15 protein-coding genes are annotated in these 18,188 nt (G+C 36.8%); 5 read left to right on the top strand and 10 right to left on the bottom strand.

Features of this window, described 5'->3' with window-relative positions; genetic code table 11:
• The first annotated feature begins 3 nt into the window (after positions 1-3).
• Entirely contained in the window at positions 4-1,203 is a 1,200-nt protein-coding gene (locus ACIQ32_RS03970) for an ABC transporter permease (RefSeq protein WP_396194393.1), read from the top strand.
• Here ACIQ32_RS03970 and dusB read toward each other — a convergent pair.
• Complete coding sequence (gene dusB / locus ACIQ32_RS03965; protein WP_396194392.1) at positions 1,200-2,192, bottom strand: tRNA dihydrouridine synthase DusB; 993 nt, start codon at positions 2,190-2,192, stop codon at positions 1,200-1,202. The two genes, ACIQ32_RS03970 and dusB, sit on opposite strands and share 4 nt — an antisense overlap.
• Positions 2,193-2,517: 325 nt before the next feature.
• Here dusB and lepA point away from each other — a divergent pair, with 325 nt between their 5' ends.
• Positions 2,518-4,314 (top strand): translation elongation factor 4, encoded by a 1,797-nt coding sequence (gene lepA, locus ACIQ32_RS03960; RefSeq protein WP_396194391.1) that lies wholly within the window; start codon positions 2,518-2,520, stop codon positions 4,312-4,314.
• Between the two features lie 124 nt (positions 4,315-4,438).
• Complete coding sequence (gene thiL / locus ACIQ32_RS03955) at positions 4,439-5,485, top strand: thiamine-phosphate kinase (RefSeq protein WP_396194390.1); 1,047 nt, start codon at positions 4,439-4,441, stop codon at positions 5,483-5,485.
• A gap of 188 nt (positions 5,486-5,673) precedes the next feature.
• On the opposite strand, the gene ACIQ32_RS03950 is transcribed toward thiL, so the two are convergent.
• From ACIQ32_RS03950 to ACIQ32_RS03915, 8 genes are all read right to left on the bottom strand, one after another.
• Entirely contained in the window at positions 5,674-6,339 is a 666-nt protein-coding gene (locus tag ACIQ32_RS03950; protein ID WP_396194389.1) for a response regulator, read from the bottom strand.
• A complete protein-coding gene (locus ACIQ32_RS03945) occupies positions 6,336-7,922 on the bottom strand; it encodes a tetratricopeptide repeat protein (RefSeq protein ID WP_396194388.1) in 1,587 nt (528 codons plus the stop codon). Before ACIQ32_RS03945 ends, ACIQ32_RS03950 begins: the two co-directional genes overlap by 4 nt.
• Before the next feature lie 556 nt (positions 7,923-8,478).
• Positions 8,479-8,751, bottom strand: coding sequence for a hypothetical protein (locus ACIQ32_RS03940; protein WP_396194387.1), 273 nt, complete (start codon positions 8,749-8,751; stop codon positions 8,479-8,481).
• Positions 8,752-9,082: 331 nt separating this feature from the next.
• On the bottom strand, positions 9,083-11,101 hold the full coding sequence (locus tag ACIQ32_RS03935; RefSeq protein ID WP_396194386.1) for an ATP-binding protein: 2,019 nt from the start codon (positions 11,099-11,101) through the stop codon (positions 9,083-9,085).
• Positions 11,102-11,144: 43 nt separating this feature from the next.
• Positions 11,145-11,492 (bottom strand): hypothetical protein, encoded by a 348-nt coding sequence (locus ACIQ32_RS03930; protein ID WP_396194385.1) that lies wholly within the window; start codon positions 11,490-11,492, stop codon positions 11,145-11,147.
• Positions 11,493-11,779: 287 nt separating this feature from the next.
• Positions 11,780-12,436, bottom strand: coding sequence for a response regulator transcription factor (locus tag ACIQ32_RS03925; protein ID WP_396194384.1), 657 nt, complete (start codon positions 12,434-12,436; stop codon positions 11,780-11,782).
• Positions 12,437-12,472: 36 nt separating this feature from the next.
• Positions 12,473-13,354 (bottom strand): LytR/AlgR family response regulator transcription factor, encoded by an 882-nt coding sequence (locus ACIQ32_RS03920; protein ID WP_396194383.1) that lies wholly within the window; start codon positions 13,352-13,354, stop codon positions 12,473-12,475.
• A gap of 301 nt (positions 13,355-13,655) precedes the next feature.
• The gene (locus tag ACIQ32_RS03915) at positions 13,656-15,197 is read right to left on the bottom strand and encodes a glycine--tRNA ligase (RefSeq protein ID WP_396194382.1); all 1,542 of its coding nucleotides are present in this window, start codon (positions 15,195-15,197) and stop codon (positions 13,656-13,658) included.
• Positions 15,198-15,294: 97 nt separating this feature from the next.
• Here ACIQ32_RS03915 and ACIQ32_RS03910 point away from each other — a divergent pair, with 97 nt between their 5' ends.
• Positions 15,295-15,978, top strand: a complete 684-nt coding sequence (locus ACIQ32_RS03910; RefSeq protein ID WP_396194381.1) for a ComF family protein — start codon at positions 15,295-15,297, stop codon at positions 15,976-15,978.
• A gap of 73 nt (positions 15,979-16,051) precedes the next feature.
• Positions 16,052-17,653, top strand: coding sequence for an Ig-like domain-containing protein (locus tag ACIQ32_RS03905; RefSeq protein WP_396194380.1), 1,602 nt, complete (start codon positions 16,052-16,054; stop codon positions 17,651-17,653).
• Positions 17,654-17,658: 5 nt separating this feature from the next.
• On the opposite strand, the gene ACIQ32_RS03900 is transcribed toward ACIQ32_RS03905, so the two are convergent.
• Entirely contained in the window at positions 17,659-18,078 is a 420-nt protein-coding gene (locus ACIQ32_RS03900; RefSeq protein ID WP_396194379.1) for a hypothetical protein, read from the bottom strand.
• Positions 18,079-18,188: the final 110 nt, after the last annotated feature.

Below are 18,188 nucleotides of genomic sequence, written 5' to 3'. Positions count from 1 at the left end.
CACTTGAATTTTTCGCTTTACATAGCCAAACGATATCTTTTTAGTAAGAGCAAAAACAATGCTATCAATATTATTACCGGGATAGCAGCCGTCGGAATTGTTGTAGGCGCGCTTGCGTTGTTCGTTGTTTTATCCGTTTTTAGCGGATTGCGCGAATTCAGTTTGTCTTTTTCCAACGATTTTGATCCCGATTTAAAAGGGAATGCCGTTACCGGAAAATTTTTCACTTTAACTTCTACGCAAGAACAAAAGCTTGGCCAAATCAGCGGAATTGCCTCTTACAGTAAAGTATTGGAAGAGCGGGTTCTGTTTTTCTTCGACGGTAAAGAGCAAGTAACTTACCTTAAAGGAGTAGACAACAAGTTTACCCAAACCAATGTTGTAGAGCAAAGTTTGGTTAACGGAAAATGGTTGAAACCCAATACCATTGAAGTGGTTATAGGCTACGGCATTTCAGAAAAATTGTCTCTCGGCCTTTATGATTACAACAACCCGTTTGAGGTTTATGTGCCGCGAAAGGGCAAAGGTGTTATCGAAAGCGAAGCCGAAGCCTTTAACAAAACCCGATTGATTCCGGTAGGCATTTATGCGGTAAGCGAAGATTTGGATCAGAAATATGTGTTTTGCGATTTGACTTTGGCGCAAGAATTATTGGAATTACAACCCAATCAGTTCTCGGGCTTGGAAATCAAACTCCAGCCCAATGCGGATGAAGCTTCAGTAATGAAAGCCGTTACGGAATTGCTTCAAAATAAAGTACAAATCAGAAACCGTGCCCAGCAAAACGCAACCCTTTACAAGATGCTGAACACCGAAAACATAGCAGTCTATCTCATTTTTACTCTAGTGATTATTATTGCACTGTTCAACTTAATCGGCGCTTTAATTATGATGATATTGGACAAGAGAAGTAACCTCAAAACCCTACACAGTTTGGGTTCTGATATCAAAGATTTGAAAAAGATATTTCTACTGCAAGGCAGTTTGTTAAGCGTTTTTGGCGGGTTAGTCGGTTTGGTATTAGGGATTATAATTGTGTTAATCCAACAGCAATTCAAACTAGTGATGATCACTGAAACGTTGGCCTATCCGGTGGTGTTCAGTATTCAAAATGTAGCGATAGTTTTTGCTACTATTGTAACACTGGGCGTAGTATCGAGTTGGATTGCCAGTAGTCGTGTGAGCCAAAAGTTGTTGGATTAAACAAACTGATAATTGGCGTAAGCCTCTCGAATTTCCTCAAAAATTTGCAATAAAGCATTGTGGCCATCAGTGGTAACTAATCGTTGTTTGAAATCTTTAAACCCGTGAACACCTTTGAAATAATTGGTATAATGGCGGCGCATTTCTACTATCCCTAAGCGTTCTCCTTTCCATTCCATAGACCAAATCAAATGATTTCTAGCGGCTTCGATACGGTCGGTCATGGTAGGTTGTGCCAAATGTTCTCCGGTATTGAAATAATGTTTGATTTCGTTGAAAATCCACGGGTAACCAATAGCGGCGCGACCAATCATCATGCCGTCTAAGCCGAATTTATTTTTGTATTCGAGCGCTTTTTCAGGCGAATCGATATCGCCGTTGCCAAAGATGGGCATCGTGATTCGCGGATTGTTTTTAACCCTGGCAATATGTGACCAATCGGAGTGGCCTTTGTACATTTGTGCTCTGGTACGGGCGTGAACAGTTAAAGCTTGTACGCCAACATCTTGCAGTCTTTCGGCTACTTCATCGATATTGATAGAGTTTTCGTCCCAACCCAAACGTGTTTTTACCGTGACTGGCAAGGAAGTGCCTTTGATTACTGCTTTGGTCAATCGCACCATCAAATCCACGTCTTTCAACACGCCGGCGCCGGCGCCTTTGCAAACCACTTTTTTCACCGGACAACCAAAATTAATATCGACTAAATCCGGTTGGACTGCATCCACAATTCTGGAAGACATTTCCATAGCTTCTTCATCGCCACCAAAAATCTGAATCCCGACAGGTCTTTCATAATCGAAGATGTCCAGCTTTTGTCGGCTTTTAATCGCATCGCGAATCAGTCCTTCAGAGGAGATGAATTCGGAGTACATTAAGTCGGCGCCGTGCAGTTTACACAAGCGTCTGAAAGGCGGATCGCTCACGTCTTCCATAGGCGCAAGAAGCAACGGGAAATCAGGTAATTGGATGTTGCCGATTTTGGGCATAGGTGAATTTTTTTGGCAAAAATACTAAAGATTGTTGAATGATGATGACCGATTTTAGATTTAAGAATTTTGGGCAGCGCTCAACAATCGTTAATCAGCATTCTTCAATCCAAAACTTTGCCCTATATTTGCCGATTAAATGACTGCTGTAAAAGGGATAGCGGTGTTTTGCGTGAGGGATTACTTCACCAACTCTTAATTTTTATAGGAGTTCAGTGAATTTCATTTGGAGTGGAAATCCTTTTGGTTTTGAAAAAAGCAAAAGATTGCAACGGAAAGCCCGACCCTTGTGGTCACGCCCTAATTAAATTGACAAAGAAAGAAAATGAAGCATATTAGAAATTTTTGCATTATTGCCCACATTGACCACGGGAAAAGTACGTTGGCCGACCGATTGTTGGGCGCTACCCAAACCGTTACGGCTCGTGAAGAGAAGGCCCAATTGTTGGACAACATGGATTTGGAGCGCGAGCGTGGGATTACCATTAAGAGTCACGCCATTCAAATGGAGTACAAATACAAAGGCGAAGATTATATCCTGAACCTGATTGATACGCCTGGACACGTGGATTTTTCGTATGAAGTTTCCCGTTCGATTGCGGCTTGTGAAGGAGCGTTGTTGATTGTTGATGCCGCACAAAGCATACAGGCACAAACCATTTCCAACTTGTACTTGGCTTTGGAAAACGATTTGGAGATTATTCCGGTGTTGAATAAAGTGGATTTGCCTAGTGCCAATCCTGAGGAAGTGAGCGACGATATTATTGATTTGTTGGGATGTAAGTTGGAAGACATTATCCACGCTTCGGGGAAAACCGGTTTTGGGGTGGAAAACATTTTATCAGCCATTATAGAAAAAATTCCTGCGCCTAAAGGCACTAAAGACGAACCTTTGCAAGCGTTGATTTTTGATAGTGTGTATAATCCGTTTCGGGGCATTGAAGTTATTTTCCGAGTAAAAAACGGGGAAATCAGAAAAGGGCAGAAAATTAAATTCATGGCTACGGGCAACGAATATTTTGCGGATGAGGTTGGGACGTTAAAACTTAATCAAGTGCCGAAAGACGTGATATCTACCGGCGATGTTGGGTATTTGATTTCCGGAATTAAAGAAGCTAAAGAAGTCAAAGTTGGGGATACCATTACCGATGCCAAAACACCAACGACCAATATGATTGTTGGTTTTGAAGATGTAAAACCGATGGTTTTTGCCGGAATTTATCCGGTAGATACGGAAGATTATGAAGATTTGCGTTCTTCTATGGAGAAATTGCAGTTGAATGATGCTTCTTTGGTGTTTGCGCCCGAGAGTTCGGCCGCTTTAGGATTTGGTTTCCGTTGTGGATTCTTAGGAATGTTGCACTTAGAGATTATTCAGGAGCGATTGGAGCGTGAATTCGACATGACGGTGATTACAACGGTACCGAACGTTTCGTATTTGGCTTATACCAAAAAAGAGCCCGATACACCGATAGTGGTGAACAACCCGTCGGATTTACCCGAACCATCCAAATTAGACCGAGTGGAAGAACCGTTTATCAAAGCCACGATCATTACCAAAGCTGATTTCGTAGGGAACGTAATGAGTTTGTGTATTGAAAAACGCGGGATAATCACCAACCAAACGTATTTAACTACCGAGCGTGTGGAATTAAATTTCGACATGCCTTTGGCAGAGATTGTATTTGATTTTTACGACCGATTGAAAACGGTTTCCAAAGGATATGCTTCATTTGATTACTCTCCGATTGGGATGAGAGCTTCTAAATTAGTCAAACTGGATGTGTTGTTGAATGCCAATTCAGTAGATGCTTTATCGGCTTTGATACACGAAGACAATGCTTATAACATTGGTAAAAAAATGTGTGAAAAACTACGCGAATTGATTCCGAGACAACAGTTTGATATTCCGATTCAAGCGGCAATCGGAGCCAAAATTATTGCTCGTGAAACCATCAAAGCTTTGAGAAAAGACGTTACGGCCAAGTGTTACGGAGGAGATATTTCGCGTAAGCGTAAATTATTGGAAAAACAGAAAAAAGGGAAAAAGAGAATGCGTCAAGTAGGGAATGTAGAAATTCCGCAAGAAGCCTTTATGGCGGTGTTGAAGTTGAATGATTAATCTTTAGGCACTGAGGTACTTAGGAATGATATTATAAGAGAAACCCGGTTGTGAAAGCAATGGGGTTTTTTGTTGGAATAAACCTTAGAACCTTAGTATCTTTGCACCTTAGAACTTTATAAAGATGTTAGAAGATAAAACACCACAACGCACACCCCTTTCTCAGTTGGGAGAATTCGGATTGATTAGTCATTTGACCCAACATTTTGAAGTAAAACAAGCTTCTACTTTAAAAAGCATAGGCGACGACGCAGCGGTTTTAGATTTTAAGGGCAAAAAGACAGTGGTTTCCACCGATTTACTCATTGAAGGCGTTCATTTCGATTTGAGTTATATGCCTTTGAAGCATTTGGGTTACAAAGCGGTAGTGGTCAACTTATCTGATATCGCGGCTATGAATGCTAAGCCTACGCAGATTACGGTTTCGATAGCGGTTTCTAATAGATTTCCTTTAGAAGCTTTGGAAGAGCTGTTTGAAGGAATTGCCATGGCGGCCAAGATTTATAAAGTGGATGTAGTTGGCGGCGACACGACTTCTTCTCAAAAAGGATTGATCATTTCGATTACGGCTATTGGTGAAGCAAATGAAGAAGAAATTGTGTACCGTAACGGTGCTAAAAATGGCGATTTGTTAATAGTTACCGGCGATTTAGGTTCGGCTTATATGGGATTGCAGGTTTTGGAACGTGAAAAGCAAGTGTTTCAGGTAAATCCTAACAACCAGCCGGATTTGGACGCCTACACTTATTTGATAGAAAGGCAATTAAAACCGGAAGCCAGAACCGACATCCGAGAACTTTTAGAAAAACTGGAGGTAAAACCTACCTCAATGATAGACATTTCAGACGGATTGTCTTCTGAGATTATTCACGTTTGCAAGCAAAGTAATGTTGGGTGTAACTTGTACGAAGAGAAAATCCCGGTTGATCCTCAATTTATCAATGTTTGTGAAGAATTCAATATCGATTCAACAACTGTAGCCATCAATGGCGGAGAAGATTATGAGTTATTGTTTACCATTACTTTAGAAGATTTTGACAAAATCAAAGCCAATCCAAATTTTACGGTGATTGGTCATATGACACAAGAAAGCGAAGGCACGCATTTGATTACCAGAGCCAACACCAAGATTCCTTTAAAGGCTCGGGGTTGGGACGCTATAAGTGAATAAAAAAAGCGATACCCGAAAGTATCGCTTCCCCCTAAGTCTTGTAAATTAAGCAGTAGTTTTGAAGTTTTTGTACCACTTGCTTTATTCTACAAATACTAACCCTGAAATCATTTGGCTAAGGTAAGTATTGTATTGATGAGGTTGATTACGGTTTCCCGTAAAATTGGTTACGGTTTCCCGCATAATCGTTAAATGACACCTTTATTCTTGGCTTCGCGTATCAAATCCACATCGGTTCCGCCCGGAACTTCAAGAATTTCGCGGATGTTTAGCTTTCTTTTTTCGATAGCGCTTAATGAGAGCGGAATGTAGGTTGGTAAATCTTTGGTTTTCACGCCTTTTGAGAGATGGAAAAGGATTTGTTTGTCGAATACATCCAACTCGATGTTATTGTATTGGGCTTGTCCGACCAATTTGATAACCGTTTGGCTGTAATAACTTTCGTTGTTAATGATTTTGTCGAAAGCGAAAAGCAATTCGTCAAAGGTCAAGTCGTTTTTAATGATTAAGCCGCTTGGATTGATGTTTTTGATGATGTTATTTATTTTAAGCAGTTCAGTATGCATGGTTAGTAAGATAACCTTACATTCAGGCATTTCTGATTTCATCAGCATGGCTAAATCTTCTCCGGAATAGATGCCTTTTTCAGCGTATTCGGGCATACTGATATCAAAAAAAGCGATATCAAATTGTTTAGCAGTATCGACTATATTTTCATAACCCGATTTACAGTTGTTGGCTTGGGTGACTTCAAATTCGAATCCGTTTTGACTGTATTTGTTGATGGCATTTTTGTAGGCTTCAATAATAAACGGATGGTCGTCTACGATTAAAATTTGGATTGGGCTTTTCATTCTTGTGGTATTATTACAGGTTGATTGGTTTCAATTGGAATAGTGATGACAATTTTGGTGCCTTCGTCTTTTTTGGAAGTGATATCGATAATTCCTTTACAGTCGTGCGTTCTGGAAATCATGTTTTGCATACCGATACCTTTGCTTTTTTTGTTGACATCAAAACCAATTCCGTCATCTTTAATCTTCAAATATACATTTTCTTCGTCACCTTTAATTTCTACGAAGATATTTTTGGCATTAGCGTATTTGTTGATGTTTTGCAATCCTTCTTGTAAAATTCGGTACAAATTGATTTTGATGGCGTTGCCTATTTTGTCCCAATTCACATTATTGTCGATGGTATAGCTGACTTCAGCGTCGAAAGCATTTTTTTGTTCTTCCAGTAAATTATGAACGATAGAAACAAAGTTATTAATTAAAACTTGTTTTTCTCTGTTTAAGTCGTGTGAAATTTCGCGGATGTCTTGCTCGATGGTTTTGAGTTCGTTTAGGAGTTCAAATCGTTTTTGAACCGCTTCCTCATCAGTACTAGAGTTTAAGCTGTCTAAATTAAGTCGCAACCCGAACATTCTACCCAAAACCCCGTCGTGTAAGTCTTGTGCCAAACGTTTTTTCTCTTTACTACGACTTTCATCAATAATGGCTTGTTGCGACATCATGAGGTTGTAAATGTCTTCGTTGGCTTTTTGTTGGGCTTGTTTGTAGAGTAATTCTCGGGTTCTGGCGCGTTGAGCTCTAACCACGAAGAGTAAAACCACTAATATAAAAGTGACCACAAACACATAGAGTAAGTTGCGGTTTTTTTCGGCTAGGCCTTCGTTTTCTTCAATTATTTCATTAGTTTCTAATTGAATTTTTGAGAAACGATCTTTGGAATTTCTTTCGGCTATTTGAAGGCTGTCACTAATTTTTATGTATTCATTTGAATAATCAAATGAATTTTTTTTATCGACAATTGAAGCTTGTTTTAATGCTAAAACTACATTATTTGGAATATTAGAACTTCTAGCTTTATTTAAAGCAAGTTCTGAATATTTGATTGCTTCCTTGTTGTTATTTGTTTTCTGATAATATTCTGATAAATGAATATAACTACCAACAACTACTGTAGGGTCATTAAATGTTTTTCTTATATCAAGGGCTTCAAAAAAAAGATTTGGTAAATCTTTGTAATTTGAAGATTGTAATCTAGAATATGCAAGATTGTCAATTAAGAGAGCATATAAATCAGGATCATCATTTATAATGGTCTTGTCTTTTAAGGCCGATTCAAAGTTAGTAATCGCCTTCAAGTAATTTTTTTGTTTAAGATAAAGATATCCTAAGTTGTTATAACATACAGCTTCTTGATGTTCTTTGTTTTGCAGCTTAAATTCAATAACCGTTTCAAGGGCTTTATTATGGTAAAAGACGGCTTTATCATATTCTTTTAATTCATTATATACTAAGCCGAATTGATTTAGAGTTGCGTATAGTTTGTCTTTTTTTTCTGAGTCTTTAAAAATAGTATAAGCCCTAGTTAGGGATAGCTCTGCACCTAAGAAATCACTTCTGAGATATTGAACGATTCCCTTATTCAATAAAATATTAGCTAAAATTAGTTGATCTTTTGTTTTGTTATATAGCTTTTCTGATTTTAGATAATAATAATATGAGCTATCAAGGGATTGGATATTTTTATGATAAGTTGCTTTACACCTATATGCTTTCCCTAAATTTATTGAATCTTTTGATTCACGAGAATCTTTGAGTAATATGTCAGAAGACCTATTGAATTGGTTATCTTGTCCCAAGTCATAGTATTTAAATGCCATATCAGCTACTTTATTCCGTTTCTCTAGGCTATTTTTTAAGCTCACGGATATTTTAAGAGCTTTGTCAAGGTTTTTTAAAACATCGACTCTGTCTAAATTGTCTTTTTGTGACAGATTGTAGTAATAAGACAAACTGTCCGAACTTGATGTTGCGGAGTCTGTTGCTTTTTTATTTTTTGAACAAGAAAAAAATAAAAATGAAAGTAATATAATTAGTTTTAATTTCAATACTTAAATAGTGATTTTTACAAATGTAATAAACAATATGCAAAAAAAAACCACTAACTTATGTTAGTGGTTAAGTATGATAATAATTTATGTATTATAATCCTCCGTTAGAGCTTTTCCCTCCAATTTCTAAACCTCCAGTAGAACTTTTTCCACCGATATTTAAACCTCCGTTAGAACTTTTTCCTCCAATTTCTAAACCTCCGTTAGAGCTTTTTCCACCAATGTTTAAACCTCCGTTAGAACTTTTTCCTCCAATTTTTAAACCTCCGTTAGAACTTTTTCCTCCAATCTCAGTTGGCGTTGTAAACGATGTAACCACAAGCATTAATGCAAGTAATCCAAATGTTGTTGCTAATTTTTTCATAATTTGAGACTTTTTATTGTTAATGTTTTATTTCGTTTTTGTGGTGTGTGTCTTTTCAAATGATTTGAGGCTGTGACACTTTCACGATGTAAAATTAAAAAGGATGTCTCTGTGAAGCCCTATATATATTGGTGTTTGTGGTAGAATGACCTCGTTTGTGAGTGAATGATAGTCAAATTCGGGTGGATGATTTTTGGGTTTTTGGTCAATATCACCTGAATTGTATCATTTGGGTCAAACGTACATTTCAGAAAGCAACAGAAATCGCTCTCTAAAATGAGATTTTTTGGAAAAGAGAAAAGCGTTGAGTTATCGGTAGAAATTTAGGCCCCTAATTTTTCAAAGGTATTGTAATGGTCAAGGAAGTGCCTTGGTTGGGTTTGGAGTTCAATATAAATTTGCCTCCCAATTGTTTTACCCGGTATTTTATATTCTTTAAACCGATTCCTTTTTGAGGATTATTGGGTTGAATTCCGATGCCGTCATCGGTAATCGTGAGGTGTAGTTTTTGATCATTAACAGCAAAGTTGATTTCGGCATTTTTTGCTTTAGCATGTTTGTTGATGTTTTGACAAGCTTCTTGAAGAATTCTATACAAATTCATTTTTTGAATATCATCTATTTTTCCCCAAACAATAGCAGAATTTATTTTCAACTGAAAGTCCACCGGACTGATTTGTTTTTGTTCTGCGGTTAGGTCGGTTAACAGTTTTTCAAATCCATCTTCATAAAGCGCGGTTTTTTGATTCAAATTGTGGGTAAGATTTCGAATCTCGTTTTCAATGGCTTGGATGTTGTGGATGTATGGTAAGCACTTGTCAACAGTTTCTTTATCTTTATTGATAGAAAGTACCGAAAGATTTAACCGCGTGCTGGTTAGTTTGTTCATCACGCCATCGTGCAATTCCAATCCGATGCGCTTTTTTTCTTTTTGTCGGGCGGCATCCTCTTTGGCCTTTTGAACCAACATTAATTGGTAAATTTCTTCGTTGGCTTTTTGTTGGGTGTGTTGTAATCGAAGTTCTTTTTGTTTTAATCGTTGGCGGGCTATGATAACAATTAAGATGGCGATAAGAAAAACAGCTAGGGAAATTAGGACTAAAAATGTTCGCTGTTTTAAAGCCGTTTCCTTTTGTTGGGTGATTTCTTCTGTCTCGAGTTGAATTTTATAATATTGGTTTCGTGCAGAACGTTCGGCAAAAAGCAAACTGTCGTTAATACGTTTAAACTCTTGTATATATAAAGGAGCTTTTTTCGGATTGATACTTCCGGCATGAGTTAAAGCAGTAAGATAATAATAGGGAGCATTAGCTTCTTTTGACAATTTTAATGCTGACTCCGCATAACGATTAGCTGTAACAGAATCTTTTTTCAAAATATAATAATTCGATAGATAAACATCTGTCATAGCACTTTCATCTTTAATATTTAAACTATCAAGGATTTTTTTTGCTTTATAGAATATTTGAGGAGATTTTAATTGTTTACTCATTAAATAACAATATCCGGTGTTATTATATAAAATCCCTAATAATGATGGGTCATCTTGTAGTAAATTTTTACTCTTAATCGCTTTACTGAAATACATAAAGGCTTTTTTATAATCTTTTTTTTCTCGATATAAATTGCCAATATTATTTAAACAGTTGCTTTTTTTAATGCTTTTTGTAGTCTTATTTATTAATCTTAAAAGATTCATGGCTTCATAATAAGATTTTAATGCTTCATCATTATTCCCAATTGATTGATAAACATTCCCAAGGATTATCAAACTTTGAAATTGAAAATCTGATAAGTTTTTTTCTTTAAAAAATAAGTATGCCTTTTTTGCTGATAATTCAGCACCTAAATAATCATTATAATCATTTTGTATATATGATTTGTTTAAAAATATTTTAGCCGCCTCATATTCATTATTTAAATTTTTGAACAAATACTCGGCTTTTAAATAATGATAGTAAGCCGAATCGTTGATTTTTAAGAAATGAAAATATAGACCTTTATGCTTATGGAAGTTTGCAATTCCTAAACTATCTCTCTTTTCAAAAACTTTTTTTTGGTAAACATCTATATTGCTTTTAAATTTTGTAAAGTTTTCTGTTTTGAGGTATAAGTAGTTAACCCTATTCAGACTTTCCCTAACCAAACTATCATTCTTGCTCAAATCAATAAAAGACAACGCCTTGTCGTTATACAGTACTCTCTTGTTATAGTCTAAAGTATCGTTTTCCGCCAAGGCCAAATATTTTTGCACCGAGTCATTGGTCGGCGAGTGAGTGGTTTGTGTCGATTTTTGGTTACAACCCATCAAAAGGATAGCAGAAAGTGATAAAAGAAGGAGTTTATTCATAAAGCCAATTTAATAAAAACGGTTTACAATTATAGTCTTAATCCTATTCTTGAAATGGAATATTGAGTAGGTTTTTCAGTTTTAAGAGGGCTTTTTTTATGAGGTCATGATTCACGCTTACCGTTTCACTTAGAGTATAGTGGTTGTAGGTGATTGAAATTTCAATTTCAGGTTCCGGATTCGGGTCTTTCTTTTTCTTTTTTTCAGGTAAATGGATTTCCGTGACAATTTTTTCGACATGCTCTTCCAGGTCTTTTATATGGTCAAAGTAATAAGTAGTATTTTCTGCTCCATTCTTGATTTTAATATAGCACAACCCTTTTTGGGGAACTTCTTGTCCAAAAGTTACCAAAGAACACATCAATAAACATAAAAAGAAAGCACATTTCATAAACCTCATAAAAAGCAAAACAGCCCCGCTTTCAGTCGTCCAAACATCAAAGCTAAGGGCTGTTTTTGGTTCGTTTTGATAGTCTCCCGCTTAATAACTGACCTAAAATAAACGAGACAAATTTCAGTTAATTTTTACCTTCCCAAATACCACTTTGGATCCGGTATCCATCCTCAAAAAACGTGTTCCTGAGTTTGATTTTTATCATGGTAAAAGTATAACGGAAAAATCTGATTTTAGTATACAAAAAGTGTACATTTTTTAAAAAACAGTAAAATGAAACCAGGTTAAATAAAACCTTGCTTGCGCGCTTCACGTAAAATGTCTTCATCGTTACCCTTTTCAATATCAAAGAATTCTTTGATGTAAGCTTTGCGTTTGTCGACAGCACTTTTTGACAAATACAAATGTTCCGGTAAGTTCTTGGTTTTGATGCCGCGGTTTAACAATAGTATTATTTGACGATTGTAGTAATCCAACATCTTTGCTTTTTCTTCCAATTGTTTATTCAAGTTTACTATGGTACTGCTATGGTATTGTTGTCCTTGTATAACGGTATGAAAAGCTTCGGTAAAATCGTTAGCATCAAAATCGCTTTTCACCAAAAGACCTTCGGGATTGTGATTTTTTAAAATATTGAATAGTAAAAGCGCCTCCGAATGTGTTGTCAGCATCATTATTTTAGTGTCCGGCAAATGTTTTCTAAGCAGCGGAATCAAGTCGCTGCCGTTGTGAATGTTTTTTTCCGGATAAGGCGGCATAGTGTAATCTATAGTAACCAAGTCAAAGGTATCCGATGTAGTGGTAATTAACTCGTAAGCGTTTTCACAGCTTAAAGCTTGCGTAGTCTTCACGTCATAACCATGCGGATTGTAAGATAAAATAGATTTGTAGCCTTCAATGATGAGTTCGTGGTCGTCTATCATTAATACATTTACTTCCATTCCTGTCAGATTTTTAGTAAACGTAATACTTTTCTGCTATATTTCCAAATAATTTCCGCCGGCGATTCTGTTGATAATCAAATCGACGTTGTCTTTATACGATTTAGAGAAAGGTAATTTGGTCGTAGAATTTTTAATATAGCAAACCGTATTTCCGGTGTGGATGCGGGAAACCTGATTCACATTGATAATGTAACTGTTGTGAATACGCAAAAACTGCGAATCCGGTAATACGGTTTCAAAATGTTTTAAAGTCTTGAAAGCAGTAATCATTTCGCCATTGTTCAAATGAATATCAGTGGAATTATTATCAGCCTCAAAATATAAAATATCTTCAGAGTCAATGTATCTGTAATCGCCATAAGATTTTACACAAATAATAAGCGATTGTTCTTTTTGAATTGTAATCGGGCTACTGGTCGTTGTAACCGTTTTTACTGCTACATCGTGTTCGGCTGTTTCTAATTCTTCTGCTAGGGTTTCGTCTAATACTTCAAATGTAGCGGCCGGATTTTTGACTTCCATATGCGGCAAATCCGATTTGATGGCGCGATCAAACTTGAGTATGGCTTTTCTGAAATCGTTGATGTCGAGCGGTTTCAACAAATAATCAACCACTTCATATTTCAAGGCATCGTAAGCCATTTCTTTTTTGGAAGTAGTAATGATAATTTTCGGAACAACACTCAAATACCGATACAATTCATTGATGAGCGCTAAGGATAGATTGCTTTTTTTGTCGGAAGGATCAATCTCTAAAAAAACCAATCGCGGTTGGTGTTCCAAAATCAAATTCACGCCGTCGTCATAATTATTGGCAGCCGCGACAAAGGACAGATTGCGAAAACGCTCAGCTATGGCTTGGGTTTTCGCGACATCTTCTTGATTGTCATCAATAATTATATAAGTGTGGCTCATTAACGCTTATCCGTTGATTTAGGGACAGCATTTTCTGATTAAATTAACAGGTAGTTTTGGGGAAACTTTGTTGTTAAACTAAATATGTTGAATAAAAACAAAACACGAAAATAAAACCGACCAAAAGAGTCGATTTTCGTTATAACGAAATTATAGTATCGATTTTGGAGTAATTCAAATTGTTAACAGAATCGACCAATCTGTTAATATGTAAACTTTTTTCAAGTATAATTCTTACAAAAAGAAAAATCCCAAACTCATCTTGGAATTTGGGATTTTTTTATTTGGAATTTAAAGAAGATTACATCTTCATCAACCAATTTCTCATAGAAACTTCGTTGTTGATGATCGCTCTTAATTCAGTAATTTTTACGCGATCTTGTTGCATAGAATCGCGGTGACGGATGGTTACCGTTTCATCTTCTAAAGTTTGATGATCCACCGTAATACAGAATGGCGTTCCCAACGCATCTTGTCTTCTGTAACGACGACCAACCGCATCTTTTTCGTCATAAGCCACGTTGAAATCCCATTTCAAATCTTCGATGATTTTTTGTGCGACTTCCGGTAAACCGTCTTTTTTTACTAAAGGTAAAACAGCGGCTTTGGTAGGCGCTAAAACACTCGGTAAACGCAATACGGTTCGGGTAGAACCGTCTTCTAAAGTTTCTTCTTTTAAGGAAGTCGCGAAAACCGCCAAGAACATTCGGTCCAATCCTACCGAAGTTTCTACTACATAAGGAACATAATTCGAATTCGTTTCGTTGTCAAAATATAGCAGTTTTTTACCCGAATATTGTTCGTGTGCTTTCAAATCGAAATCGGTTCTCGAGTGAATACCTTCTAATTCTTTGAATCCGAATGGGAAGTTGAATTCAATATCGGCAGCTGCATTAGCATAATGCGCTAATTTTTCGTGGTCGTGGAAACGGTAATTTTCTTTGCCTAACCCTAAGGACAAATGCCAATTCAAACGGGTTTGTTTCCAGTACTCGTACCATTTCATTTCTTCGCCCGGTTTGACGAAAAACTGCATTTCCATTTGTTCAAATTCACGCATACGGAAAATGAATTGACGGGCAACAATCTCATTACGGAAGGCTTTTCCGGTTTGGGCAATCCCGAAAGGAATTTTCATTCTGCCGGTTTTTTGTACGTTCAAGAAATTCACAAAAATACCTTGTGCAGTTTCCGGACGCAAGTATAAATCCATGGCGTTTTCTGCTGAAGCGCCTAGTTTGGTGCCAAACATCAAGTTGAATTGCTTCACATCCGTCCAGTTTCTGGAACCGGTTTCCGGATCGGCGATTTCCAACTCTTCGATTAAGGCTTTTACATCTTCTAAATCACCTGCACCTAGCGAACGACCCATTCTTTCCAAAATTTCACGCTCTTTGGCCAAATATTCCATCACTCGCGGATTGGTGGTTTTGTATTGCTCTTCATCGAAAGCAGCGCCAAAACGCTCGCGGGCTTTTTCAATTTCTTTTTTGGCTTTCAGGTTTAATTTTTCGGCATAATCCTCAATTAAAACATCGGCTCTGTATCTTTTTTTAGAATCCTTGTTGTCAATTAACGGATCGTTGAACGCATCCACGTGACCCGAAGCTTTCCAAGTGGTAGGATGCATCAAAATCGCGGCGTCTAGACCGACAATGTTTTCATGCATTTGCACCATGGCTTTCCACCAATATTCTCTAATGTTCTTTTTTAATTCGACTCCGTTTTGCGCATAATCATACACTGCGCTCAAACCATCGTAAATTTCGCTCGACGGGAAAATGAATCCATATTCCTTAGCATGCGAAACTACATTCTTAAATAAATCTTCTTGTTTTGCCATAATGCTGCAAAAATATAAAAAGCGATGATAAAAAAAGCCTTAAAAAACAATTAGAATTGAAAAATTGTATAATTTTATGTAAGAAAATTACTTTTTTATGTGGAATTACCTTGTCAATCTATTTTTTCCAAAGTCGTGCGCCGGTTGTCACACCATTTTGTTACAGGATGAAAACGTGATTTGTACGCAATGCCGGCACGAAATTCCGCTCACCAATCATCTTACAATCCCGGAGAACGAAGTCTTTCAAAGATTTTACGGTCGCATTCCGCTGGAGTTTGGCGCCGCGTTGTTTTATTTTCACAAAAAAGGTATTGTTCAGGAAATGATGCACCAACTCAAATACAGGGGAAACCAAGAAGTCGGAACCGTGGTTGGCGAATGGTTTGCTGCCGAATTGCAACAAGAGCCGATACTGCAAACTATCGATTACATCATTCCGGTTCCTTTGCACCAAAGGCGATTTCGGGAACGTGGCTACAATCAGGTAACCACTTTCGGACAAGCTTTGTCAGATCATTTGAACATACCTTACCAAGAAACCCTTTTGCAACGAAAGTTATACACCAAAACCCAAACCAAAAAATCGCTGTTGGGCAGAGCAGAACTGGGTAAAACGATATTTGATATTGAATTTTCAGAGCAATATGTGGGAAAACATTTCCTGCTGATAGACGATGTAATGACCACAGGTTCTACCTTAGAAGCTTGTAGTAAAGCGCTGCTCAAAATTCCCGAAGCTAAAATCAGTATTGCCTGCATTGCCATGGCGCACAGTTAATTGTTAAGTTTCCTGTAAAACATTTCATTCACACTAAATATAATTGTTATTTTGTGCTTTGAAAAAACAATTTATGTTCAAAAACACCACCAAATATTTTGCTTTACTTTTATTGTTGTTAACCATTGGTTGCGCCAAAAGAGGCTCTATAACCGGTGGTGATAAGGATACCATAGCTCCGGTTTTGAAATCGAGTTTGCCCAAAAATTTTACTACGAATTTCAACGGTAGGCAAATCAAATTGGTTTTCGACGAATATGTGAAGTTGAAAAATGCCAACAAACAGCTGATTGTTTCACCACCAATGAAAAATCAACTCGAAATTTTACCTTATACTGCCAGTAAAACCATTACCATCAATATTAAAGATACTTTACAGCCTAATACTACTTACAGTTTTAATTTTGGTCAAAGCATTGAAGACAACAACGAATCCAATCCGTATTCCCAATTCAAATACGTTTTTTCAACCGGTGCTTACATTGATTCTTTGCAGCTTAAAGTTAAAGTCAAAGACGCTTTAGAGCTCAAAACCGACAATTTTGTTTCGGTGATGTTGTATGAGATTAACGAAAAGTTCAACGATTCTACTATTTATAAAGAAACACCAAGGTATGTGACCAATACATTGGATAGTTTAGAAGTAGTTACGTTGGAAAATATTAAAGCCGGAAAATATTTATTGGTGGCTGTAAAAGATAACGGTAACAATAAATACGATCCGAAATCGGATAAAATCGGTTTTCAAAAACAACACATCACTATTCCTAACGACACACTTTTTGAAGTAGAATTGTTTAAAGAAGTATTGCCTTTTAAAGCCATAAAGCCTACGCAAGCAACAAATAACAAATGGTTCATGGGTTATGAAGGCAAGGCCAAAGGAACTAAGGTGACGGTTAAAAACGGCAATGAAATTGTGCCTTGCGTGGTTACTCAAATGCCAAAAAAAGATTCCTTGCAAATTTGGATGAAACCAATCAAAGCCGATTCGCTGCAAGTGACAGTGGAAAAAGACGCTTATAAAACGGATTTCATTTTGAAAGGCAAAAGTAATAAAGCCGATTCGTTGCAAGTTAATCCGGAATTTACCGGTAGTGTTCCAATGCGGGAAAGGTACATTTTAAACAGTAGCACGCCTTTGATTAAATTTGATAAAACTAAAATCAGCATTAAAAACAAAGATTCTTTGGCGGTTGATTTTACGACTGAATACGACGATTTTCTACAAAAGTTATATATAGATTTCAAGAAAGAACCTCTGGAAAACTATAAAATACAATTGTTGCCCGGCGCAATGGTTGATTTTTTTGATACAACTAACGATACACTCAATTACAAAGCAAGCACCAAAAACTTGTCAGATTATGGCAATTTGCGATTGGTGTTGGAAAATGTCAAAAGATTTCCAATCCTCATCGAGTTAACGGATAAAGACGGAAAAGTAAAATATTCCGAATACTCAGAAGGCAGTAAAACCATCAATTTTGACGCTATAGAACCCGCCAAATATGTGTTGAGAGTCATTTACGACGACAATAAAAACAAGCTTTGGGACACCGGTAATTTTATGGAAAAACGCCAAACCGAAGAAGTCATTTATTTCCCGAAAGAAATTGATGTCCGCTCCAATTGGGATGTGGAACAACCTTTTGACCTCTCATTATTTAAATAAACTTTTTACTGTTGCATAAAAGCTTGAGGGCCATTTTTTACGACAATGATCACAACGGTTATAATGATTAAGATAAAATAACTGATTATTCCCAAGCCTATTATCGCCAAAATCCGCAGCATAATCGAGCCCGAACTCATGTCGGAATACACATTCTTGTAAAACCAAAACATCAATACCGGCACAAAAAGATAAGAGAGGAATGACAACGCAATAATGGTTCCGGGGCTATCTTTTAGAAAAAAGAAGATCGGATAAAAAACGATAATCATTAGCAAGAGATATGCTGATTGCCCAAAGGTATTCATGATCACATGTTCATAATAATTATGCTCTTTACTGTTAAATGCCAATTTGGTAAATAAAGCTACCAAAGGAATAAAAAGCATCATTAAGAATGAATTATAGTTGGATGCAAAACTCATAATATCACTTGTAAATCGTCAGCAAAAAGTGTACTGATTTAGGTCAAAACTAAGAGAGTGTTTTCAAAATCCTTAAATTTGAATTATCATGAAAACACCAAAGAAACAAA

Origin of the sequence: Flavobacterium sp. (genome assembly GCF_044373165.1) — a bacterium.
Lineage (GTDB): Bacteria > Bacteroidota > Bacteroidia > Flavobacteriales > Flavobacteriaceae > Flavobacterium.
The sequence above is the reverse complement of the archived record's forward strand: the minus strand, read 5'-3'. Positions and strand labels throughout refer to the sequence as shown.

What these genes read in the sequence shown, in the direction of transcription:
- ACIQ32_RS03920 (WP_396194383.1), bottom strand. Translation starts at nt 13,354, where the DNA reads ATGAGCCACACTTATATAATTATTGATGACAATCAAGAAGATGTCGCG.
- ACIQ32_RS03900 (WP_396194379.1), bottom strand. Translation starts at nt 18,078, where the DNA reads ATGAGTTTTGCATCCAACTATAATTCATTCTTAATGATGCTTTTTATT.
- lepA (WP_396194391.1), top strand. Translation starts at nt 2,518, where the DNA reads ATGAAGCATATTAGAAATTTTTGCATTATTGCCCACATTGACCACGGG.
- ACIQ32_RS03910 (WP_396194381.1), top strand. Translation starts at nt 15,295, where the DNA reads ATGTGGAATTACCTTGTCAATCTATTTTTTCCAAAGTCGTGCGCCGGT.
- ACIQ32_RS03940 (WP_396194387.1), bottom strand. Translation starts at nt 8,751, where the DNA reads ATGAAAAAATTAGCAACAACATTTGGATTACTTGCATTAATGCTTGTG.
- ACIQ32_RS03930 (WP_396194385.1), bottom strand. Translation starts at nt 11,492, where the DNA reads ATGAAATGTGCTTTCTTTTTATGTTTATTGATGTGTTCTTTGGTAACT.
- ACIQ32_RS03915 (WP_396194382.1), bottom strand. Translation starts at nt 15,197, where the DNA reads ATGGCAAAACAAGAAGATTTATTTAAGAATGTAGTTTCGCATGCTAAG.
- ACIQ32_RS03950 (WP_396194389.1), bottom strand. Translation starts at nt 6,339, where the DNA reads ATGAAAAGCCCAATCCAAATTTTAATCGTAGACGACCATCCGTTTATT.
- dusB (WP_396194392.1), bottom strand. Translation starts at nt 2,192, where the DNA reads ATGCCCAAAATCGGCAACATCCAATTACCTGATTTCCCGTTGCTTCTT.
- ACIQ32_RS03935 (WP_396194386.1), bottom strand. Translation starts at nt 11,101, where the DNA reads ATGAATAAACTCCTTCTTTTATCACTTTCTGCTATCCTTTTGATGGGT.
- ACIQ32_RS03905 (WP_396194380.1), top strand. Translation starts at nt 16,052, where the DNA reads ATGTTCAAAAACACCACCAAATATTTTGCTTTACTTTTATTGTTGTTA.
- ACIQ32_RS03925 (WP_396194384.1), bottom strand. Translation starts at nt 12,436, where the DNA reads ATGGAAGTAAATGTATTAATGATAGACGACCACGAACTCATCATTGAA.
- thiL (WP_396194390.1), top strand. Translation starts at nt 4,439, where the DNA reads ATGTTAGAAGATAAAACACCACAACGCACACCCCTTTCTCAGTTGGGA.